Annotated in this window: 21 protein-coding genes; 15 read left to right on the plus strand and 6 right to left on the minus strand. The window is 59.5% G+C overall.

Annotated elements, in window-relative coordinates:
* The first annotated feature begins 49 nt into the window (after positions 1-49).
* The 3 genes from rsmI (at position 50) to gshB (ending at position 2,340) form a co-directional block, all read left to right on the plus strand.
* Positions 50-907 (plus strand): 16S rRNA (cytidine(1402)-2'-O)-methyltransferase, encoded by an 858-nt coding sequence (rsmI, locus tag ACSHXH_RS00235; RefSeq protein WP_435669738.1) that lies wholly within the window; start codon positions 50-52, stop codon positions 905-907.
* A gap of 38 nt (positions 908-945) precedes the next feature.
* Positions 946-1,341 (plus strand): YraN family protein, encoded by a 396-nt coding sequence (locus tag ACSHXH_RS00240; protein WP_435669739.1) that lies wholly within the window; start codon positions 946-948, stop codon positions 1,339-1,341.
* Positions 1,342-1,407: 66 nt separating this feature from the next.
* On the plus strand, positions 1,408-2,340 hold the full coding sequence (gene gshB / locus ACSHXH_RS00245) for a glutathione synthase (RefSeq protein ID WP_435669740.1): 933 nt from the start codon (positions 1,408-1,410) through the stop codon (positions 2,338-2,340).
* A 72-nt stretch (positions 2,341-2,412) separates the two neighbouring features.
* Here the strand turns inward: gshB and ACSHXH_RS00250 are convergent, their stop codons facing one another.
* Both ACSHXH_RS00250 and ACSHXH_RS00255 read right to left on the minus strand, forming a co-directional pair.
* Positions 2,413-3,924 carry a YifB family Mg chelatase-like AAA ATPase gene (locus tag ACSHXH_RS00250; RefSeq protein ID WP_435669741.1) on the minus strand — a complete coding sequence of 504 codons (1,512 nt, stop codon included), beginning with the start codon at positions 3,922-3,924 and terminating at the stop codon, positions 2,413-2,415.
* Between the two features lie 123 nt (positions 3,925-4,047).
* Positions 4,048-4,923: a glutathione S-transferase gene (locus ACSHXH_RS00255; RefSeq protein ID WP_435669742.1), complete on the minus strand. Its 876-nt coding sequence runs from the start codon at positions 4,921-4,923 to the stop codon at positions 4,048-4,050.
* A 204-nt stretch (positions 4,924-5,127) separates the two neighbouring features.
* Between ACSHXH_RS00255 and ACSHXH_RS00260 the strand changes: the two genes are divergently transcribed.
* The 6 genes from ACSHXH_RS00260 to ACSHXH_RS00285 all read left to right on the plus strand — a co-directional run bounded on the left by ACSHXH_RS00260 (position 5,128) and on the right by ACSHXH_RS00285 (position 11,676).
* The gene (locus ACSHXH_RS00260) at positions 5,128-6,006 is read left to right on the plus strand and encodes an RNA polymerase factor sigma-32 (RefSeq protein WP_435669743.1); all 879 of its coding nucleotides are present in this window, start codon (positions 5,128-5,130) and stop codon (positions 6,004-6,006) included.
* Positions 6,003-6,782 carry a ChaN family lipoprotein gene (locus ACSHXH_RS00265; RefSeq protein WP_435669744.1) on the plus strand — a complete coding sequence of 260 codons (780 nt, stop codon included), beginning with the start codon at positions 6,003-6,005 and terminating at the stop codon, positions 6,780-6,782. The genes ACSHXH_RS00260 and ACSHXH_RS00265 overlap by 4 nt, the downstream gene beginning before the upstream one ends.
* A gap of 59 nt (positions 6,783-6,841) precedes the next feature.
* A complete protein-coding gene (gene coaBC / locus ACSHXH_RS00270; protein WP_435669745.1) occupies positions 6,842-8,035 on the plus strand; it encodes a bifunctional phosphopantothenoylcysteine decarboxylase/phosphopantothenate--cysteine ligase CoaBC in 1,194 nt (397 codons plus the stop codon).
* A 50-nt stretch (positions 8,036-8,085) separates the two neighbouring features.
* On the plus strand, positions 8,086-8,544 hold the full coding sequence (dut, locus tag ACSHXH_RS00275) for a dUTP diphosphatase (protein WP_435670173.1): 459 nt from the start codon (positions 8,086-8,088) through the stop codon (positions 8,542-8,544).
* A complete protein-coding gene (locus tag ACSHXH_RS00280) occupies positions 8,541-9,596 on the plus strand; it encodes a HesA/MoeB/ThiF family protein (protein WP_435669746.1) in 1,056 nt (351 codons plus the stop codon). The genes dut and ACSHXH_RS00280 overlap by 4 nt, the downstream gene beginning before the upstream one ends.
* 67 nt (positions 9,597-9,663) lie before the next feature.
* Positions 9,664-11,676 (plus strand): M3 family metallopeptidase, encoded by a 2,013-nt coding sequence (locus tag ACSHXH_RS00285; RefSeq protein ID WP_435669747.1) that lies wholly within the window; start codon positions 9,664-9,666, stop codon positions 11,674-11,676.
* A gap of 89 nt (positions 11,677-11,765) precedes the next feature.
* On the opposite strand, the gene ACSHXH_RS00290 is transcribed toward ACSHXH_RS00285, so the two are convergent.
* Positions 11,766-12,098, minus strand: a complete 333-nt coding sequence (locus tag ACSHXH_RS00290) for an ArsR/SmtB family transcription factor (protein ID WP_435669748.1) — start codon at positions 12,096-12,098, stop codon at positions 11,766-11,768.
* A gap of 231 nt (positions 12,099-12,329) precedes the next feature.
* On the opposite strand from ACSHXH_RS00290, the gene ACSHXH_RS00295 reads away from it, so the two are divergent.
* From ACSHXH_RS00295 to ACSHXH_RS00315, 5 genes are all read left to right on the plus strand, one after another.
* On the plus strand, positions 12,330-12,668 hold the full coding sequence (locus ACSHXH_RS00295; protein ID WP_435669749.1) for an AtpZ/AtpI family protein: 339 nt from the start codon (positions 12,330-12,332) through the stop codon (positions 12,666-12,668).
* Entirely contained in the window at positions 12,661-13,413 is a 753-nt protein-coding gene (locus tag ACSHXH_RS00300; protein ID WP_435669750.1) for a F0F1 ATP synthase subunit A, read from the plus strand. The genes ACSHXH_RS00295 and ACSHXH_RS00300 overlap by 8 nt, the downstream gene beginning before the upstream one ends.
* Before the next feature lie 65 nt (positions 13,414-13,478).
* Positions 13,479-13,703 (plus strand): F0F1 ATP synthase subunit C, encoded by a 225-nt coding sequence (locus ACSHXH_RS00305; protein ID WP_435669751.1) that lies wholly within the window; start codon positions 13,479-13,481, stop codon positions 13,701-13,703.
* An 85-nt stretch (positions 13,704-13,788) separates the two neighbouring features.
* On the plus strand, positions 13,789-14,334 hold the full coding sequence (locus ACSHXH_RS00310; protein ID WP_435669752.1) for a F0F1 ATP synthase subunit B': 546 nt from the start codon (positions 13,789-13,791) through the stop codon (positions 14,332-14,334).
* A 5-nt stretch (positions 14,335-14,339) separates the two neighbouring features.
* The gene (locus ACSHXH_RS00315; RefSeq protein WP_435669753.1) at positions 14,340-14,903 is read left to right on the plus strand and encodes a F0F1 ATP synthase subunit B; all 564 of its coding nucleotides are present in this window, start codon (positions 14,340-14,342) and stop codon (positions 14,901-14,903) included.
* 160 nt (positions 14,904-15,063) lie between these two features.
* Here ACSHXH_RS00315 and ACSHXH_RS00320 read toward each other — a convergent pair whose 3' ends face one another.
* From ACSHXH_RS00320 to ACSHXH_RS00330, 3 genes are all read right to left on the minus strand, one after another.
* The gene (locus ACSHXH_RS00320) at positions 15,064-15,723 is read right to left on the minus strand and encodes a YggS family pyridoxal phosphate-dependent enzyme (protein ID WP_435669754.1); all 660 of its coding nucleotides are present in this window, start codon (positions 15,721-15,723) and stop codon (positions 15,064-15,066) included.
* Positions 15,714-17,183, minus strand: a complete 1,470-nt coding sequence (locus ACSHXH_RS00325; RefSeq protein ID WP_435669755.1) for a tetratricopeptide repeat-containing sulfotransferase family protein — start codon at positions 17,181-17,183, stop codon at positions 15,714-15,716. Before ACSHXH_RS00325 ends, ACSHXH_RS00320 begins: the two co-directional genes overlap by 10 nt.
* Positions 17,184-17,281: 98 nt before the next feature.
* Positions 17,282-18,232 carry a porin gene (locus ACSHXH_RS00330; protein WP_435669756.1) on the minus strand — a complete coding sequence of 317 codons (951 nt, stop codon included), beginning with the start codon at positions 18,230-18,232 and terminating at the stop codon, positions 17,282-17,284.
* A 285-nt stretch (positions 18,233-18,517) separates the two neighbouring features.
* Between ACSHXH_RS00330 and ACSHXH_RS00335 the strand changes: the two genes are divergently transcribed.
* On the plus strand, positions 18,518-19,021 hold the full coding sequence (locus tag ACSHXH_RS00335; RefSeq protein WP_435669757.1) for a DUF3576 domain-containing protein: 504 nt from the start codon (positions 18,518-18,520) through the stop codon (positions 19,019-19,021).
* The last annotated feature ends 41 nt before the right edge of the window (positions 19,022-19,062 follow it).

Below are 19,062 nucleotides of genomic sequence, written 5' to 3' on the forward strand. Positions count from 1 at the left end.
CCATTTTGATTGGGGGCAATAATAGACAACGCGAAAGGCGGGTCCAGACATGAATTGGCAGACACGCGATATCGCGCCGGGATTGTACCTGGTGGCGACACCGCTGGGCAATGCGCGGGACATCACGCTACGGGCGCTGGACCTGCTAGCGGGTGCAGATGTGCTTGCCGCCGAGGACACACGGTCTTTGCGGCGGTTGATGGACATTCACGGCGTGCCTTTGCGGGATCGTCCTTTGGTGGCCTATCACGATCACAACGGTGACCGAGCGCGCCCTCGGCTGATGGCGGCGCTCGAGGCGGGACACTCGGTGGTCTATGCGTCCGAAGCGGGCACGCCGCTGATCTCGGACCCCGGGTTCGACCTGATGCGCGCGGCGCTTGAAGCGGGATTGCCCTGCACCACGGCCCCCGGTGCGACGGCAGCTGTGGCCGCATTGACCTTGTCTGGATTGCCCTCCGACCGGTTTTTGTTCGCGGGGTTTCTGCCCAACAGCTCGGGCAAGCGCAAAACCGCCTTGGCCGAGTTTTTGGCGGTGCCTGCAACGCTGATCTTTTACGAATCGCCCAAACGGCTTGGCGCAATGCTGCGCGACGCGGCAGAGGTTCTCGGGGCGGACCGTTCGGCGGTGGTGTGCCGGGAGTTAACCAAGAAGTTCGAAGAGCGTTGTGCGGGCAGTTTGGCCGATTTATCAAAAAAATATGTGACCGAGACTCCGAAAGGGGAAATCGTTGTCCTGATTGATCGCGGCATCGGTGTGCAAACCGATCAGGCGACACTGGACGAAGCGCTGCGCGATGCGTTGGGGCGTCTGTCGGTCAAGGATGCGGCAAGCGAAGTGTCTGGGGTTTTTGGTATTTCGCGGCGGGATGCCTATCAACGGGCAATGGCGTTAGGCGAAAATTAGAAGGTTGGGATTTAGGGTGAGGCTGAAAGGGGAAATGGATGCCATTTGATTTTCAGAACGATCTTGGATCGGTCAGTGAAGCGCGGCGCAGGAATTACCACGCCGGTGTCAGCGCGGAACTGGCGGTGCAACGCCATTATTGCCGCCAGGGTGCGACGCTGCGCGAAACCCGTTGGCGCGGGCGTTGCGGCGAGATCGATTTGATTCTGTCCGAAGGCGACACGATTGTGTTTGTCGAGGTCAAGAAAAGCCGCACTCATGCTCAGGCCGCACAACGGGTCTCGACGCGGCAAATGGCGCGTTTGCTGCTCAGTGCCGAGGATTATCTGGGCAGTTGTCCCAACGGATCGCTGACTGATGCGCGGTTGGACGTGGCGCTGGTCGATGATCAGGGCCGGATCGACATTATCCCGAATGCAAGCATGGGGGCCTGATGCCGCGATCTTGCACGTATCTGTGCCTTGGGCCATTAGAAGGGCAGAGTTTGCAAAGGGCAGTACATGAAAATCGCGTTTCAGATGGACCCGATCCAGTCGGTCAACATCAATGCCGACAGCAGTTTCCGTCTTGCCGAAGAGGCACAGGCGCGCGGGCACGAACTGTTTTTTTACGGCCCTGACAAGCTCGCCTATGACGAGGGGCGTATTCTGGCGATTGGAAACAGCTTTACCGTACAGCGGGTGCAGGGCGACCACGTGGCGCTTGGCCCGCAAGAGCAGGTTGATCTTGCAGAGTTCGATGTGGTCTGGCTTCGGCAGGATCCGCCGTTTGACATGCATTACATCACCTCGACGCATCTGCTGGACCGGCTGCGCGGCAAGGCTTTGGTGGTAAATGATCCGTTCTGGGTACGGAATTACCCGGAAAAACTTTTGGTGTTGGATTTCCCGGATCTCACACCGCCGACGATGATCGCGCGGGATCTGGAAACGATCAAGGCGTTCAAGGCGCGGTATGGCGACGTCATTCTCAAGCCGCTTTACGGCAATGGCGGCGCGGGGGTGTTCCGTTTGGACGCGAACGATCGCAATCTGACATCGCTGCACGAGCTGTTTACCGGGTTTTCGCGCGAGCCGTTGATCGTGCAGAAATTCCTGCCGGATGTATCGGCGGGGGACAAGCGGGTGATCCTTGTAGACGGCGCACCGGTTGGTGCGATCAACCGGGTGCCGGCGGCCGGCGAAACGCGATCGAACATGCATGTGGGCGGACGGCCCGAGAAGATTGGCCTGTCTGAGCGGGATCTGGAGATCTGCGCGCGGATTGGGCCGCTGTTGAAGGAAAAGGGGCAGGTGTTTGTCGGGATCGACGTGATCGGAGACTACCTGACCGAGATCAACGTGACCTCACCCACCGGCATTCAGGAACTGGAACGGTTTGACGGGATCAACGTGGCCGAGATGATCTGGCAGGCGATCGAGGCGAAGCTTTAACCCGCATGAGCCCCTCTTGCGGGTGTTGATTTGGCCGTACTTGCCTGATGGTCCCTCGACATTGGCACTTGGTCACTTGCCGCTGTTTGGCAATCGGTAGCTGAGGGCTTCGGCAATATGGTCGCGGGTGATGGCCCCTGTGGCTTCGAGATCAGCAATGCTTCGGGCGACACGCAGGACACGGTGATAGCCGCGTGCTGAAAGGCCGAAACGGTCTGCGGCGTTGGTCAAGAGCGTGCGTGCCGCCGGGTCGAGGGTGGTGGCCTGATCCAAAATGTCACCTTCGAGATCTGCGTTTTGGCGCATCGCGGGATGGTGGCGAAAGCGGTCCGACTGGATCTTGCGCGCGTCAGATACACGCGTGGCGATGTCGCTGCTGCTGGCACCTGAACTGGGCAGGTCGAGATCGCGAAACGCCACAGGCGGGACGTCAACGCGCAGATCAAATCTGTCCATCAGCGGGCCCGAGATACGGCCCATGTAATCCTCACCACAATTTGGAGCGCGAGAACAGGCGCGGGCAGGATCGCTGAGATACCCGCATTTGCAGGGGTTGGCGGCGGCGACCAACATAAAGCGGCAGGGATATTTGATATGCGCGTTGGCGCGGGCGATCATGACCTCGCCGGTTTCGATCGGTTGGCGCAGGGTTTCCAGTACGGCGCGGGGGAATTCGGGGAATTCGTCCATAAAGAGCACGCCGTTATGAGCGAGGCTGATCTCGCCCGGCTTGGCGGTGCGACCGCCGCCAACAATGGCAGCCATGGAGGCCGTGTGATGCGGTTCCCGAAACGGGCGGTGGCGCGAGATGCCACCGGCGTCGATCAGCCCAGAGAGCGAATGCACCATCGAGGTTTCCAGCGCCTCGGCTGGTGTCAGGGGGGGCAGGATGCCGGGCAAACGCGCGGCCAGCATGGATTTTCCTGAACCCGGCGTGCCGACCATCAGAACGTGATGTCGACCGGTAGCGGCGATTTCGAGCGCGCGTTTGGCCCGTTCCTGGCCTTTGACATCGCGCATATCGCGGCGGTCTACGGCTTGGGTGACCTCGCCGGGATCGCAAGGTGGCAGAGGGGTGCGGCCTGTCATGTGCTGAATCACATCCATCAGGCCCTTTGCGCCGATGACCTGACACCCGCCGACCCATGCAGCTTCGGCCCCCGAAGCGGCGGGGCAGATGAGAGCGCGGTTCTCCGCGGCGGCGGCCATAGCGGCGGGTAGGGCACCGATCACCGGGATCAGGGCGCCGTCGAGGGACAATTCCCCAAGCGCAACGGTGTCGGCCACCGCATCTTTGGGTAGGATTTCCAGCTCTGCCAGCAGCGCCAAGGCAATGGGCAGATCGAAATGTGACCCTTCCTTGGGCAGGTCCGCGGGTGACAGGTTCACCGTGATGCGTTTTGAGGGCAGCGCGATATGGAGGGTCGAGAGCGCGCCACGCACCCGGTCGCGGGATTCCGATACCGCCTTGTCGGGCAGGCCGACGACGGAAAACGCGGGCATGCCAGCGGTGATGGCGCATTGGACTTCGACCATGCGGGCATCAACGCCTTCGAAAGCGACGGTATAGGCGTGCGCAACCATGTGGTCTTGTCCCCAATTCCTGCAGAGATTGTGCCAATCATGGTTGCGAAATGGTTAACGCGGGTGCGGGAAATCTCTGGCAAGAGATTTCCCGCCTATGTCTGAGGATGCTGTTTTACCCTGCTAGAGGTCTTTTGCCATTGCCATGAACGCGGGCCACGCGTCGGGGTCATGGGCTGTCTCGTCTCGGCACAGCTTGTTTTCAAAGCCGTAGATCGTGCCGTTCAAGTCCAGAAAATAGGCTGGTGTGCCGCCGGTGAACGGGCAGGTCGCGTTGACGGCGGGGCCGGTGTCAACCGGTGTGGCGGCACGCGGTTTGGGACCGGGCCAAGGCTTTGTGTCGAACGGCTTGGCGTAGCGTTGAAGCGTGTTGCCGGTCACCAGCGCCATGGTGCGCCACTGCCGGAACATCGTGTCGGACAGGTGTGCGTCCACATAGGCCTGTGCCATGTTCGACAGCGCCACGTCATAGCCCGCAAACCGCGCGGCTACGGGGGCAAAGGCGATATCCGCGATAGAATAGCTGCCCAAGAGCCAGGGGCCCTGATCTGCATATTTGGTTCGCGCATGGCTCCATATGGTCTCAATCCGGGCGATATCGGCGCGTGTCGCGTCAGATAACGGCACGTTGTGATAGGCGGTGCGCAGGTTCATGGGGCATTCGCCGCGCAGGGCCGTGAACCCGGCGTGCATTTCAGCGGCCAGCGCCCGGCCCAGACTGCGCGCGGCGGGGTCCGTGGGCCAAAGGCCGCCGTCCGGGTGGCGGTCGTGCAGGTCTTCGGCCATTGCCAGCGATTCCCAAACCACGGTGCCTTCGGGGGTCCGCATGGCGGGCACGGTGCGGGCGGGGGCAATCTGGGGCAATTGATCGGCAACGCTGGCTTTGTCGAATGCCACAAGATGGATTTGCGATGTCAGGCCCAGTTTGCGGAACAACAGCCAGCCGCGCAGTGACCAGCTTGAATAGGTGTAATCGCCGATAAAAAGCTCATATGTCATGCAGGGCAGCCCTCTGTTGCAATCCTTTTGAGCAACGCTAGCGCATCCCGAGGGCGTCTCCCAATCGTGAATTGTGTGCAGGTCTATCACGGTTGTGAATTTGAGCGGGGACGCACAGGGCTGCGTTAAAATTTTTCGATGAAACTTTGATCCATCACGCGGTTGCTGCCGTAGATGATATAAGAACTACACTCAGGGGGCATCATGGCACTGGACTCGTTTAACGACCAAACCCTGTCTCGTCGCGCGATGAAGGCAGAATTGCTGGACGCAGAGACGGAACTCAAGCTTGCGTACGCTTGGCGCGACCAGCGAGACGAGGTTGCGCTGCACCGTTTGATCACCGCCTACATGCGGTTGGCCATCTCGATGGCGTCGAAATTCAAGCGTTACGGCGCGCCGATGAACGATCTGATCCAAGAGGCGGGTCTGGGCCTGATGAAAGCCGCAGACAAGTTTGACCCGGATCGGGGCGTTCGGTTTTCGACCTACGCGGTCTGGTGGATCAAGGCGTCGATCCAAGATTATGTAATGCGCAATTGGTCGATTGTGCGGACCGGATCAACGTCCTCTCAAAAGTCTCTGTTCTTCAACATGCGAAGGGTCCAAGCGCGTCTTGAGCGTGAGGCTGCGGCCGAGGGCAAAGTCCTTGAGGGTCACGAACTACGTCGAATGATCTCTGAAGAAATCGGGGTGCCGCTGCACGACGTTGAGATGATGGAAGGCCGCTTGTCGGGGTCAGACTATTCTCTGAACGCAACTCAGTCGACCGAGGATGAAGGCCGCGAATGGATTGATGCTTTGGCGGATGACAGCGCGCAAGCTGAGGAAACGGTTGAGACCGATCTGGACCTTGCGCAGTTGCGTCAATGGTTGATGATGGCGATGAACCAGTTGAATGAGCGTGAACGCTTCATCGTGCGCGAACGCAAGCTGCGGGAAGACGCGCGCACTCTGGAAAGCCTTGGCAATGAGCTTGGTCTTTCGAAAGAACGGGTGCGGCAGCTTGAAGCGGCAGCCTTTGCCAAGATCCGCAAATCGCTTGAGGCGCAAAGCCCCGAGGTGCATCACTTCCTCGGATGATACGGTATTTCTTCCCCTTGTTTTTCGCCCCCACGGCTTTAGCCGCTGGGGGCGTTTTTGATGATGCTGACGTGGTGTTCCTTGGGGAGCTGCACGATAATCCGGGGCATCACGTGCGACAGGCCGAGTATGTTGCGGAATTGGGCCCCACTGCCTTGGTATTCGAGATGCTGACGCAGGCGCAGGCTGATCTGGTGACACCGGAGTTAATTGCTGACGAAACCGCACTCGAAACAGCGCTGGGCTGGGACGAAAGCGGCTGGCCCGATTTCGCAATGTACTACCCAATTTTTGCCGCAGCCCCCGATGCGGCGTATTTCGGCGCGGCGGTGCCCCGCGATGCGGCCCGTCAGGCGATGTCCGACGGGGTGGGCACCGCGTTTCGGGGCGATGCAACGGTGTTTGGATTGCTTGATCCGTTGCCCGAGACCCAGCAGGCCGCGCGCGAGGCGCTGCAACTGGCGGCACATTGTGATGCCATGCCGCAAGAGATGCTGCCGGTGATGGTGGATATCCAGCGATTGCGCGATGCGGAACTGGCCTATTCTGCCGTGCAGGCGTTCGAGGCGTATGGCGGGCCGGTCGTGGTCATCACCGGCAACGGCCATGCCCGCAAGGACTGGGGCGCGCCAGTGTATCTGATGGCAGCCGCCCCCGCGCTGACGCTGGCCGCATTGGGGCAGGGCGAGGGAGATGCGCCTCCTTCGGGGGTGTTTGACGTGATCACGTGGTCCAACCCGGTTTATCGTGGCGATCCATGCGAGGCGTTCCGCTGATTGAGTTTTGTCCTGTGGCCCCGTAACAAAGGCGCTGAACCCTGTCAGGACTGAGACTTATGTTGAGCGGCAAACGTATCCTTCTGATCATCGGCGGCGGCATCGCGGCGTATAAAAGCCTCGATTTGATCCGCCGTTTGCGCGAACGCGGAGCAGCGGTCACGCCCGTGATGACACGCGCGGCGATCGAGTTTGTGACGCCTTTGTCGGTGTCCGCATTGGCTGGCGAAAAGGTCTATACGGACCTGTTTGACCTGACGGATGAGGCCGAGATGGGCCATATCCAACTGTCCCGCGTCGCCGATCTGGTGCTCGTTGCTCCGGCCACGGCGGACCTGATGGCCAAGATGGCGCAGGGATTGGCGGGGGATTTGGCGACAACCTTGCTTTTGGCGACACACACGCCGGTGATGATTGCGCCCGCGATGAATGTGCGGATGTGGGACCATGCCGCGACACAGCGCAATCTGGCGGTGCTGCGCGGGGATGGCGTGTCAATGGTGGGCCCGAACGAGGGCGATATGGCGTGTGGGGAATTCGGTCCGGGCCGCATGGCCGAACCCTTGGAGATTGTTGAGGCCGTTGTCGGCGCGCTGACAGGTGGGCCGCTGCGGGGCAAGCGGATCATCGTGACCTCGGGTCCGACGCACGAGCCGATTGACCCGGTGCGGTATATCGCAAACCGGTCCTCGGGGGCACAAGGCACTGCGATTGCGGCAGCCCTTCGGGCGCTGGGCGCGGACGTTGTGTTCGTCACGGGCCCGGCTGAGGTGTCGCCGCCTGACGGCGTCGAGGTGGTGCCCGTGCAAACCGCGCGCGACATGCGGGCGGCGGTGCGTGCGGCCTTGCCAGCGGACGCGGCCGTTTTCGCCGCTGCGGTCGCAGATTGGCGGGTGGTCGGCGCGTCGGATAGCAAGATCAAGAAGGTGGCCGGGGCCTTGCCAACGCTGTCGTTCGAAGAAAATCCTGATATTCTTGCCGAGGTGTCGCAATTGACAGAGGGCCGCCCCGAATTGGTGATCGGCTTTGCCGCCGAAACCGATGACGTCCTTGCGAACGCCACCGCCAAGCGCGTGCGCAAGGGGTGCGATTGGATTGTGGCAAATGACGTGTCGCCGGCAACCGGTATCATGGGCGGGTCGGAAAACGCAGTCACGTTGATCTCGGACGCTGGTCAAGAGGAGTGGCCACGCATGGGCAAGGACGCTGTGGCGCGGCAATTGGCAGCGCGCATAGCCGATGCACTGGTCTGACGGCGTGGGCGGGCCATTTTGCATATTTGGAAAAAGAAGAAGGGCAGGACGTGGTCACGATTGATTTGACGTGGAGTGACGATGCGGACCGGTCTTTGGGCTTGCCTGCCTACGTCAGCGCGGGCGCGGCGGGGGCAGATCTGCGCGCGAATTTTCCCGATCGCGGCGCACTTGTGCTTGAGCCGGGGGCGCGGGTCTTGGTGCCGACGGGCTTGCGGATGGCCATTCCCGAAGGGTTCGAGGTGCAAATCAGGCCCCGGTCTGGGCTTGCATTGAAGCACGGGATCACTTTGCCCAATGCGCCGGGCACAATCGACAGCGACTATCGCGGGGCGCTTGGTGTGATCGTGATGAATGCCGGGGATACGCCGTTCGAGATTTCGCATGGTGACCGGATTGCGCAAATGGTTGTGGCCCCGGTTGTGCGTGCGGTCTTTTCCGAGGTGGCCGCGTTGGATGATACGGCGCGGGGTGCAGGTGGGTTTGGATCGACCGGGGTGTCGAAATGATTGTTGTCTTTTCCATGGCTGCCGCGCTTTGGGGGCTGGGCGCGATCATGAAGATGCCGCGGCGCGCCCGGCTTTACATGATCGGGCTGCTGTATGTCGGGGTTCTGTTCATTCAGATTGCGCTGCCGATGGGACATCCCTTGCGGCTTGCCACCGGGGAAAGTGCTGCGCTTTGGATTTTGCTGGGCGTGTTTGCGGCATTGGCCGTGGTGTATGGACGTGTCGTCAAGGTCTTGAAGGGGCGTGCGCTGGTCAAGGAACAAGCTGACGCGCCAAAGGTAACACGGGGTGCGCGCTTTTCGGAAAGCGAATTGGAACGCTATGCGCGCCATATCGTGCTGCGTGAAATCGGTGGTCCGGGACAGAAGGCGTTGCGCGACGCGAAGGTGTTGGTGATCGGCGCAGGTGGTCTTGGTGCGCCTGCGCTGCAATATCTGGCCGCTGCCGGAGTGGGGACCATCGGTGTGATTGACGACGACATGGTCGAGAACGCGAACCTGCAACGGCAAGTGATCCACCGCGACCGCGACATCGGTATGCCCAAGGTGTTTTCGGCGCAATCGGCCATGATCGCGCAGAATCCGCATGTTGAGGTGCTGCCCTATCATCGGCGATTGACCGAAGGTATGGCTGAAGATCTGTTCCGTGGGTACGATCTGGTGCTGGACGGTACGGACAATTTTGAAACCCGCTATCTTGCCAATCGTGTGGCCGTGGCGTGCAGAGTGCCGTTGGTTTCTGGGGCGTTGTCGCAATGGGAGGGACAGATTTCCGTCTTTGATCCAAGCAGTGGCACGCCTTGTTACCAGTGCATTTTCCCGCAAGCGCCCGCGGATGGTGTGGCCCCATCCTGTGCCGAGGCGGGGGTAATCGGGCCATTGCCCGGTGTGATCGGGTCGATGATGGCGGTTGAAGCGATCAAGCTGATCACTGGGGCCGGTCAGGCGCTCAAGGGCGAGATGCTGATTTATGACGCTCTTTGGGGTGAGACCCGGAAGATTGGGCTAAAGCCACGCGCGGACTGCCCCGTGTGCGGAACGGGACGCGCCTAACGCAGATGGCCATTGTTGTTCTGCGGCCTCGACCCTAGGTTTTGACCATACCGAATAGGAGCTTTCGATGACCAACCCGTTGCTTGAGACTTGGGACACGCCCTTTGGATTGCCGCCTTTTGCTCAGATCGAAGATATGCATGTCGCACCTGCCATCGATGCTGCGATGGCAGAAGGGTTGGCTGAGGTCGAGGCGGTTGCGCGTAACCAAGAACCCCCGACATTTGAGAACACCATTGAAGGGCTGATGCGCACGGGAGCAGTTCTGGACCGGGTGCTGGGGGTGTTTTACAATCTGGCTGGCGCCGACAGCACCGATGCCCGTGAAGAGATTATGCGGGAGTATTCACCCAAGCTTGCCGCGCATTCGGCAGCGATTTACGGCAATCAGGCGTTGTTTGCACGTATTGAGCAGGTCTGGTCGGCGCGGGATGCGCTGGATCTGACGCCTGAGCAGGCGCGCGTGTTGATGCTCACCCATAGAGGGTTCGTGCGCGCGGGTGCGGCGCTGACCGGGGATGAGGCGACGCGGATGAAAGAGATCAAAGGCCGCTTGGCGGTTTTGGGCACTGCGTTTGGGCAAAACCTGCTCTCGGATGAGCGCGAGTGGCAGCGGGCTTTGGCCGAGGACGAGCTTGAGGGACTGCCCGGCTTTGTGATTGACGCGGTACGCGCTGCGGGCAAGGAGCGGGGGGCCGACGGGCCGGTTCTTACGTTGTCGCGGTCGGTGATTGTCCCGTTCTTGCAGTTCTGCCCAAACCGATCCTTGCGCGAAGAGGCATGGCGCGCTTGGGTCGTGCGTGGTGCAAATGGCGGGGCGACGGACAACCGCGCGGCGGTGGCCGAAATTTTGGCGCTGCGACAGGAACGTGCGCGGTTGTTGGGCTATGATGATTTCGCGTCCTATAAGCTTGAGCCCGAGATGGCGAAAACGCCGGATGCGGTGCGCGGTCTGCTCATGGATGTGTGGGAACCTGCAAAGGCGCGGGCTGTGTCGGACGGCGCGCTACTTGAAGACCGGATGCGCGCGGACGGGGTCAATGGCCCGTTGCAGGCTTGGGATTGGCGCTACTATTCCGAGGCGCGACGGCGCGAGGAATTTGCGCTTAACGAAGCAGAGCTAAAGCCCTATCTGCAACTAGAGCGGATGATCGAGGCGTCTTTTGCTTGTGCGTCGCGGCTGTTCGGCCTGGCCTTCACGCCGCTTGATGTGCCGATGTACCACAAGGACGCCCGCGCCTGGGAGGTGACTCGTGACGGGAAACACGTGGCGGTGTTCATCGGGGATTATTTCGCGCGGGCGTCAAAACGGTCTGGCGCGTGGTGTTCCACAATGCGGTCACAGCGCAAGTTCCCGGATGTGCAGGCCCCGATCGTGGTGAATGTCTGCAACTTCGCCAAGGGCGATCCTGCGCTGTTGTCATATGACGATGCGCGGACGTTGTTCCATGAATTCGGCCATGCTCTGCATCAGATGTTGTCGGATGTGACCTATGATATGATCTCGGGCACATCGGTTGCGCGGGATTTTGTCGAACTGCCAAGTCAGCTATACGAGCATTGGTTGGAAGTGCCCGAGGTGTTGCAGGAATTCGCAACACACTCCGACACCGGAGAGGCGATGCCACAGGCCATGCTGGACAAGGTTCTTGCGGCTGCGACCTATGACATGGGGTTCCAGACTGTGGAATATGTCGCTTCGGCGTTGGTCGATCTGGCGTTCCACGAAGGGGCTGCACCTGCTGATCCGATGGCGGCGCAGGCCAAGGTTCTGGCCGAGCTGGGGATGCCCGAGGCGATTGTGATGCGCCACGCGACGCCGCATTTTGCGCATGTGTTCACCGGAGACGGCTATTCGTCGGGCTATTACAGCTACATGTGGTCCGAAGTGATGGATGCCGATGCGTTCGAGGCCTTTGAAGAGGCAGGCGGCGCGTTTGATCCCGAGATGGCGGATAAGCTGGAACGGTTCATCCTGTCGGCGGGCGGGTCCGAGGAAGCGGATGTACTTTATACCAAGTTCCGCGGTCGGATGCCGGGCGTCGAGGCTTTGCTCAAGGGGCGCGGATTGGCGGCCTGAGGCGGTCGATACCCTTGCAGGGATTTGGCGCGTCGGATCACGGGTGCAATCCTTCGATGGATTGCGCCCAACTCTTGGACGAGTTGGGGCTATTGCTCTGATGTCAGCTTTTCGGTTTCAAGAAAGCGTTCGAACGCGTCAAGATTAATAGCCTCGAACTGACCAAAGGCTTGCATCCAGACGCTGGCATCCTTGAGCGCGTCTGGTTCCAGCTTGCACCATTTCACGCGCCCGCGCTTTTCCTGGCTGATAAGGCCCGCACCGGCGAGGATCATCAGGTGCTTTGAAATCGCAGCCAGTGACATGTCGAACGGCTCTGCCACATCGGTCACCGCCATATCGTCTTCTAGCAGCATCGTCAGGATTTGACGGCGTGTTGGATCGGCCAAAGCGGCAAAGACGGTGTCGAGCGTGTTGGGCATGCTACGCAGTAGACGCGGGTGACTGGGAAACTCAACCGAAAAGTTGAATATGCGATATCGGCTTTTTTGGACTTGATTGTCCGTGCGACCGTTTGGTCTGAGGCAGCTTTCCTAGGTAATTATCAATTATAATCAGTATCTTGAAATCGTTTTCGCCGTGTCCAACACTGCCTTGACTCGGATCGTGCTGCACCGTAGCACAAGGCCAACGTTCCAACCGAGGTGGAGTGCGTGTCTGAAGACGATCCAAAGCAGAGGCTGGCAGAGCTGGAAGCGCGGATCGCGGCGGCCAAAGGGGCCCCCAAGGACAAGCCACATCAAGAGGAACATTACAGCCAAGCGCAACATGCGTGGCGCATGGTGATCGAATTGGTGTCCGGTCTCGGGATCGGATTTGGCATCGGATACGGGTTGGACGTGCTGTTTGGCACCGGACCTTGGATGATGGTGCTGTTTGCATTGCTGGGCTTCGCGGCCGGGGTCAACGTCATGATCCGCACCGCACAGGAGCTTCAGGACAAGAAACTGGCCGCGCAGGCTCGCGAGGGCGAAGGGGACGAACATGGCTGACGAGGCGAAAACAGGCGGACTTGCCGAATTCCATCCGATGGATCAGTTCATCGTGAAGCCGCTTTTTGGTGATGGTGCGGTTGGCATGTTCACGGTAACGAACGTGACCCTGTGGCTTGCGTTGGCAGTTGTGTGTTCGCTGGCGTTGATGGTGCTTGGCACGTCCAAGCGCGCGACCATCCCAACGCGCACCCAGTCGATTGCTGAGCTGGCTTACGGGTTCGTCTACAAGATGGTTGAGGATGTCACGGGCAAGGATGGCCTGAAATACTTCCCCTACATCTTTACCCTGTTCATCTTTATCCTGTTTTCTAACTACCTTGCCCTAATCCCGATGTCGTTTTCGCCGACATCTCATATCGCAACAACAGCGGTGCTCGGCTTTGGTGTGTTCATCTTCATCACCGTTTTGGGCTTTGTGAAGAACGGTGCAGGTTTCCTGAGCCTGTTCTGGGTGTCGAGCGCGCCGCTGGCGCTGCGCCCCATCCTCGCTGTGGTCGAGGTGATTTCCTATTTCGTGCGCCCGGTGAGCCATTCGGTTCGTCTTGCCGGGAACATCATGGCGGGTCACGCGGTTCTCAAGGTGTTTGCGACCTTTGCGTCGTTGGCCATCGTGGCACCGCTGTCGGTTCTTGGTGTGGTGGCGATCTATGCCCTTGAGGTGCTGGTTTGTGGCATTCAGGCGTACGTGTTCACCATTCTGACTTGCGTCTATCTCAAGGACGCGCTGCACCCGCATCACTAACGTCTTGGCGGGCAACCTGCTCGCCTTACTCACTATTTCAACTTCCAATCGTAAGGAGAATTCACATGGAAGGCGATCTCGCACATATCGGCGCTGGCCTCGCAGGTCTGGGTACGGGCCTCGCGGCTCTGGGTGTTGGCAACGTTGCCGGCAACTTCCTTGCCGGCGCTCTGCGCAACCCCTCTGCTGCTGCGTCGCAGACAGCAACGCTCTTCATCGGCATCGCCTTTGCAGAAGCTCTGGGTATCTTCTCGTTCCTGGTTGCTCTGCTGCTGATGTTCGCCGTCTAAGCACCGGACTATAATCCTTACGCGCGGGCGGTGCCGTTTGTTTACGGCCCGCCCGATGTGACGACAGGTTCCGACGGAGGACAACATGGCAACCGAACCCACTGGTACAGCCAGCGCATGTGTAGGCCCGGATGGCAGCGCCATCGGGATGCCGCAGCTTTGCGCCGACTGGATGCCGAACCAGATTTTCTGGCTTCTGATCGCGCTGGTCGTGATTTACTTTGTCCTGTCCCGCATCGCATTGCCGCGCATTGCGACGGTTCTGGCGGAACGACAAGGCGCAATTACAAACGACCTCGCGGCTGCTGAAGATCTCAAGCAGAAGGCTGTTGAGGCCGAAGAGGCCTATAACAAGGCCCTCGCTGATGCGCGTGCTCAGGCGCAAGAGATCATCGCGCAAAACAAGGCCGACATGCAGGCTGAATTGAACAAGGCCATCGCCAAGGCCGATGCCGAGATTGCAGCAAAGGCTGCGGAATCGGAAAAAGCAATTTTGGCCATTCGCGCATCGGCTGTTGAAAGCGTCGAAGCCGTGGCCAAAGACACCACAGGGGCCATTGTCGCGGCTCTGGGTGGACAGGTTGACGATGCTGCGGTTGCCGCAGCCGTTGATGCACAGATGAAGGGGTGAGCGCTATGCAACGTATCATGACCATTGCCGCGGCAACCCTGATCGCCAGCCCGGCGCTTGCCGCTGGTGACAAACCGTTCTTCTCATTGGCGAACACAGATTTTGTCGTGACCATCGGCTTTTTCGTGTTCATCGGCATCGTGCTCTATTTCAAGGTGCCAACGCTTTTGGGTGGCATGCTGGACAAGCGCGCTGAGGGTATCCGCAGCGAGCTGGACGAAGCCAAGGCCCTGCGTGAAGAAGCGCAAGCCCTGCTGGCCTCGTACGAGCGCCGCCAGCGCGAAGTTCAGGAACAGGCGGACCGCATCATTGCGCACGCTAAAGACGAAGCGGTTCTGGCCGGTGAGCAAGCCCGCGCCGATTTGGAAAAGTCGATCGCGCGCCGGTTGGCTGCCGCCCAAGATCAGATCGCGTCTGCGCAGGCCGGTGCTGTCAAGGAAGTGCGGGATCGCGCAATCGCTGTTGCGATCAACGCAGCGCGTGACGTGGTGACAAAGCAGATGACGGCCAAGGATGCGGCCCAAAGCATCGACGTTGCGATTGCCGAAGTCGGCCAAAAGCTCCACTAAGCTTTTCTGCGTCACTGAATGAAAAGGCCCCGGTTTTGCCGGGGTTTTTTGTTTTTTTCGGTAACGCACGAAAGCGCAACGCCTGTGCAAGTTAGTGCATCGCGTCAATCAACGCTCGTACTGATTGCATCGAACAGAGGTTGACGGTGCAGGACGCCTGCTAGCCTTCCGCAGGCACTCGCGCACCAAACAGTGCAGAACCTACGCGGATATGGGTCGCGCCAAAGGCGATGGCCTGATCAAAATCATCACTCATGCCCATCGAAAGCCCCGTCAGGCCGTTGCGCTCTGCCAGTTTGCGCAACAGCGCAAAATGTAGCGACGGGGTTTCGTCTACGGGTGGAATACACATCAGCCCCTGCACCGGGAGATCAAGCGCACGGCATTCCTGGACAAAGGCGTCTGTTTCCGCAGGCGTGATGCCAGCCTTCTGTGGCTCTTCGCCTGTGTTGACCTGAATGAACAGTGACGGGCACTGTCCCATGTCTTGTGCGATCCGGGCAAAGGTGTGCGCCAGTTTGGAGCGATCGAGCGTGTGAATGACATCGAACATCTCAAACGCCTGACGGGCCTTGTTGCTTTGTAAAGGGCCAATCAAGTGCAGGTTGACGCCGTCATAGCGGTTGCAAAAATCCGGCCATTTGCCAGCAGCTTCTTGCACACGGTTCTCGCCAAAGACGCGATGCCCTTCCTTGAGAACAGCTTCAACCCGGTCATTCGGCTGGACCTTGGACACTGCAATGAGGGCCACATCGACCGGATCGCGCCCCGCCTCTTGGGCTGCTTTGGCGATGCGGGCGGTGATGTCAGTCAATCCCATGGTGTGTCTCCCCAGGCGTCAAAGAAGGGTTGCAAGTCAGCTTCATAGCGGCGCCATGCGGCGGCTGAGCTCTGATAGATCGGTTGGCGGACCTGATGCAGGCTAAGTGTCTTCACCGTGCCTGTGCTTTGGTGGAAATTGAGACACTGCTCTTCCCACTCCAGACCTGCGGCCAAGATTAGATGCCTCGACTGTGTGTCAGGGTCGGCTACGAGGTCTTCGTAACGTATCTCGGTAAACCTATCCGGCAGAATTTTGCGCCAATGGGCGACAATCCGGCGGAAGCTCTTGATTGTGTCGGCGATGGTTGCAAGATCATTGGCATAGCGATGCGTACCGCCGTTGAAATAGTTCTTGTAGATCGACACTGCGATGTCACGCGGATCGCGGTGAACCACGATGAAGCGCGCATTGGGCAGGGTTGCGTGCAGCAGGCTGTAAATCAGGAACGCCATGATTGACTTGTCGGTCAGCCATGGTTTCGATGCGTCGGCATGCACGCGCATTTGGGTGTTCAACTGCGTGGCAAAGCTATTCAGCGCGTCTACGGGTTCAGACGCCAAAGGCCGCATGGCAATGCCTGCGCCAAAACTGGCATAGGCTGTGCGCAGCGCTTTGGCCATTTCACCGCCTGCATGGACCTGTGAATGACTGGCGATGATCTGCTCGACCAGCGTTGTCCCGGACCGGGGCAGGCCTGTGACAAAGATCACGCCCGGATCGCTGCCTGTGCTGTCGCCAAGTGACGTCAGGTTGGCTTGTGCGGCAACAACCGCCTCCCATTCCTGCGTGCGCGCTACAACGTCATCCGGCCAAAGCGCGGCCTGTGCTGCATTTGCGCGTCGTAGGTGCGGGAAGACCTTATCGGTCTGCGCGATGTCTTCCATCGCCTTGGCGAGCGCATAATGCACGTGCATCTTGCCCTGTGGGGAAAGCTGGGGATGTTTTGCCAGACGTCGCATTGCCCCGATCAGGGGATCGTTGGGTATGAACCGGATCGTCGCGGCAAACATCCTGTAAAGCTCGGCGTCGTTGGGGCGCTTTTTCAGCAGCTTGCGAAACAGTTTTTCCGACGCGGCAAACTGGCCAGTCTGTTGGAGGAACAGGGCCTTGTCGGCCTGGGGTGCAATGGAAGACGGGTCGCGCGCAATCTTGGCATCCATCAAGGCAAGAACCCGGTCGGTGTTGCCTGCGGCACGATGCGCGTTCAAAGCTTCGTCAAGGATCGCAGGTTCGGTCGGGCGCAGCGCATATGCGGTGTCGATGTTGAGGCACCAACTGTCGATATCGCCCAGCCGGGCGGCGATCTGCGCACGTTTGTACGGAAATTCGGCGGCTGTGGGCAGTTTTAATGCCAACGCATCCAGCAGGGTGGCGGCGTCGTGCAAACTGCCCGCTTGTGCCAGCCGCAAGGCGCGGTCGTATTCAGCTTTGATAGGGTGTTTTGCGCCGGGTGTCATGTTCGCCTCTTTTCAGGCTTTGCTAATTGGACCGTGCACAAAAGAAAAGAGCGGGCGCAAGGCCCGCTCTTTCCCTAACCAAATCTGGTTATGAGCTATTAGAAGCTCATCGACAGACCGAAGGAGTAGCTCTCTTCGTCGTTGACTGTCACGTCGTCGCTGGAACCGTAACCAACGTGAGCTGCGAGACCGCCGCCCAGGTCGTAGGTTGCCGCGAGGCCGAAGCCGGACGAATCGGGGTCAGATTTCGCTGCCCAATCTTCGTACTCACCGTAGTTCACACCGATCGACAGTGCGTTCATGGTGTAGCCAACGCCAACGCCGATGAATGTGCCGTTGTCGGACACGCCGTCGATGTCTGCTTCAGCGTAGTTGATCGCAGCCGAGAAACCGTTTGCCAGTTTCGCGTCAACGCTCACGCCGATCAGCGATGCGAAGTCTTCCTGAGTCTGGTAACCAAGGCCAACACCGATGGCTGCGCCACCAAGGTCAGTCACGTAGCGAACGCCAAGGCCCCAAACGGGGTTGTCGTTGCCAACTTCAAGGTCAGCCACGTTTGCCGACAGACCGAGTGTCAGGCCACCTGTGGAGTAGGATACGCGAGCAACCTGACCGCCGTGGACGCCGTCCAGGCCGGAGTTACCATTGTAGCCGGAGTGCTCTGTTTCGTCATCCGCGATGGATGCGCCAGCAAGTGCAACTTCCTGCAGAGCCGCGTCATACGCGCCATCTGTGTCGCCCATGTCGAGACGCATCGGGCCGAATGCGAGGAAGTATGTCTCGCCGCCCTGTGTCTGAGCGTTGGAAGCGCCAGCGATTTCGTCGAGCTGGACAGTGGCACCGAATGCCAGACCGCCATCGGATTCGCCGGTCATGGCGAATGTGACTTCAACGTCTGTGTGATACTGAAGCTTGGAGTCAGCAGCACCGACGTCGTAGCGGTCGCCGCCGATAACACCGATTTCGGCGTAACCAGAGATCGACACTTCGGCTGCTGCGATGCCAGCAGTTGCAACCAGCGCGGTGGAAGCAAGAAGAAGAGTTTTCATGTTTTTCCCTCATGTGTTCGTAAGGCACGTACCAAACCGGATGGTCCGGATTAGCTGGAAACTCTATGCTCTCTGGGGGGGCTTGTTTGCAAGTCAAGCCGCAAGGCCTTTGGGAACTTCGCCTTCTGTGGTGCTCATTTGCCACAAGCTTCACGGCGGTGTTTCCTGTCGAAAGATCACAGTCTTATTGGGGCAAGACAAGTTCGGCTTGTCGTGATCGGGATGGGCTTGTATGCAAACCTTAAAGCAAACACTGAGCTAACAGGCAATCGAGGACAGTTTCCTATGGACCTTACACGTTTCAGGACCGGTAGTGGTTTTGTTCTTGTTGCAGCTCTCGTGTCTGGCTGCGGCGTTTTCGGTGGCGGCGACCGGGCTCCGGTAGAAACGCCACCAGCGTCAGAAATCGCGGATGACATTATCTTTCAGGATAGGCAGCGGCCGCAGTCGACATTGTTCGACTTTTTCCGCAACCGCAACGATGCCGGGCAGGTGGGTGCCGTTAACAAGTATATTTGGAACGCCGCGCTTGAGACGTTGGATTTCCTGCCGGTACAGTCTGTTGATCCGTTCACAGGGGTCATCACAACCGGATTTGGCACACCACCGGGCGGTGGTCAGGCGTATCGTGCGACGATTCTGGTGAATGACCCGGCACTCGACGCGCGGTCGTTGAACGTGGCGCTGATGACGCGCTCTGGCCCAGTCAACGGCGCGACAGTGCGCGCCGTTGAGGATGCGATCCTTACTCGGGCCCGCCAATTGCGCCAGCAAGACAGTCGTTTCTAGGTTTTTCGGGTCTGTAGGACGTTTAAACTCTGAAACTTCCG

It is taken from the genome of Marivita sp., assembly GCF_051251565.1.
Taxonomy (GTDB): domain Bacteria; phylum Pseudomonadota; class Alphaproteobacteria; order Rhodobacterales; family Rhodobacteraceae; genus Marivita.

Coding starts and splice junctions, on each gene's coding strand:
- rsmI (WP_435669738.1), top strand. CDS start 50: ATGAATTGGCAGACACGCGATATCGCGCCGGGATTGTACCTGGTGGCG.
- ACSHXH_RS00240 (WP_435669739.1), top strand. CDS start 946: ATGCCATTTGATTTTCAGAACGATCTTGGATCGGTCAGTGAAGCGCGG.
- gshB (WP_435669740.1), top strand. CDS start 1,408: ATGAAAATCGCGTTTCAGATGGACCCGATCCAGTCGGTCAACATCAAT.
- ACSHXH_RS00250 (WP_435669741.1), bottom strand. CDS start 3,924: ATGGTTGCGCACGCCTATACCGTCGCTTTCGAAGGCGTTGATGCCCGC.
- ACSHXH_RS00255 (WP_435669742.1), bottom strand. CDS start 4,923: ATGACATATGAGCTTTTTATCGGCGATTACACCTATTCAAGCTGGTCA.
- ACSHXH_RS00260 (WP_435669743.1), top strand. CDS start 5,128: ATGGCACTGGACTCGTTTAACGACCAAACCCTGTCTCGTCGCGCGATG.
- ACSHXH_RS00265 (WP_435669744.1), top strand. CDS start 6,003: ATGATACGGTATTTCTTCCCCTTGTTTTTCGCCCCCACGGCTTTAGCC.
- coaBC (WP_435669745.1), top strand. CDS start 6,842: ATGTTGAGCGGCAAACGTATCCTTCTGATCATCGGCGGCGGCATCGCG.
- ACSHXH_RS00280 (WP_435669746.1), top strand. CDS start 8,541: ATGATTGTTGTCTTTTCCATGGCTGCCGCGCTTTGGGGGCTGGGCGCG.
- ACSHXH_RS00285 (WP_435669747.1), top strand. CDS start 9,664: ATGACCAACCCGTTGCTTGAGACTTGGGACACGCCCTTTGGATTGCCG.
- ACSHXH_RS00290 (WP_435669748.1), bottom strand. CDS start 12,098: ATGCCCAACACGCTCGACACCGTCTTTGCCGCTTTGGCCGATCCAACA.
- ACSHXH_RS00300 (WP_435669750.1), top strand. CDS start 12,661: ATGGCTGACGAGGCGAAAACAGGCGGACTTGCCGAATTCCATCCGATG.
- ACSHXH_RS00305 (WP_435669751.1), top strand. CDS start 13,479: ATGGAAGGCGATCTCGCACATATCGGCGCTGGCCTCGCAGGTCTGGGT.
- ACSHXH_RS00310 (WP_435669752.1), top strand. CDS start 13,789: ATGGCAACCGAACCCACTGGTACAGCCAGCGCATGTGTAGGCCCGGAT.
- ACSHXH_RS00315 (WP_435669753.1), top strand. CDS start 14,340: ATGCAACGTATCATGACCATTGCCGCGGCAACCCTGATCGCCAGCCCG.
- ACSHXH_RS00320 (WP_435669754.1), bottom strand. CDS start 15,723: ATGGGATTGACTGACATCACCGCCCGCATCGCCAAAGCAGCCCAAGAG.
- ACSHXH_RS00325 (WP_435669755.1), bottom strand. CDS start 17,183: ATGACACCCGGCGCAAAACACCCTATCAAAGCTGAATACGACCGCGCC.
- ACSHXH_RS00330 (WP_435669756.1), bottom strand. CDS start 18,232: ATGAAAACTCTTCTTCTTGCTTCCACCGCGCTGGTTGCAACTGCTGGC.
- ACSHXH_RS00335 (WP_435669757.1), top strand. CDS start 18,518: ATGGACCTTACACGTTTCAGGACCGGTAGTGGTTTTGTTCTTGTTGCA.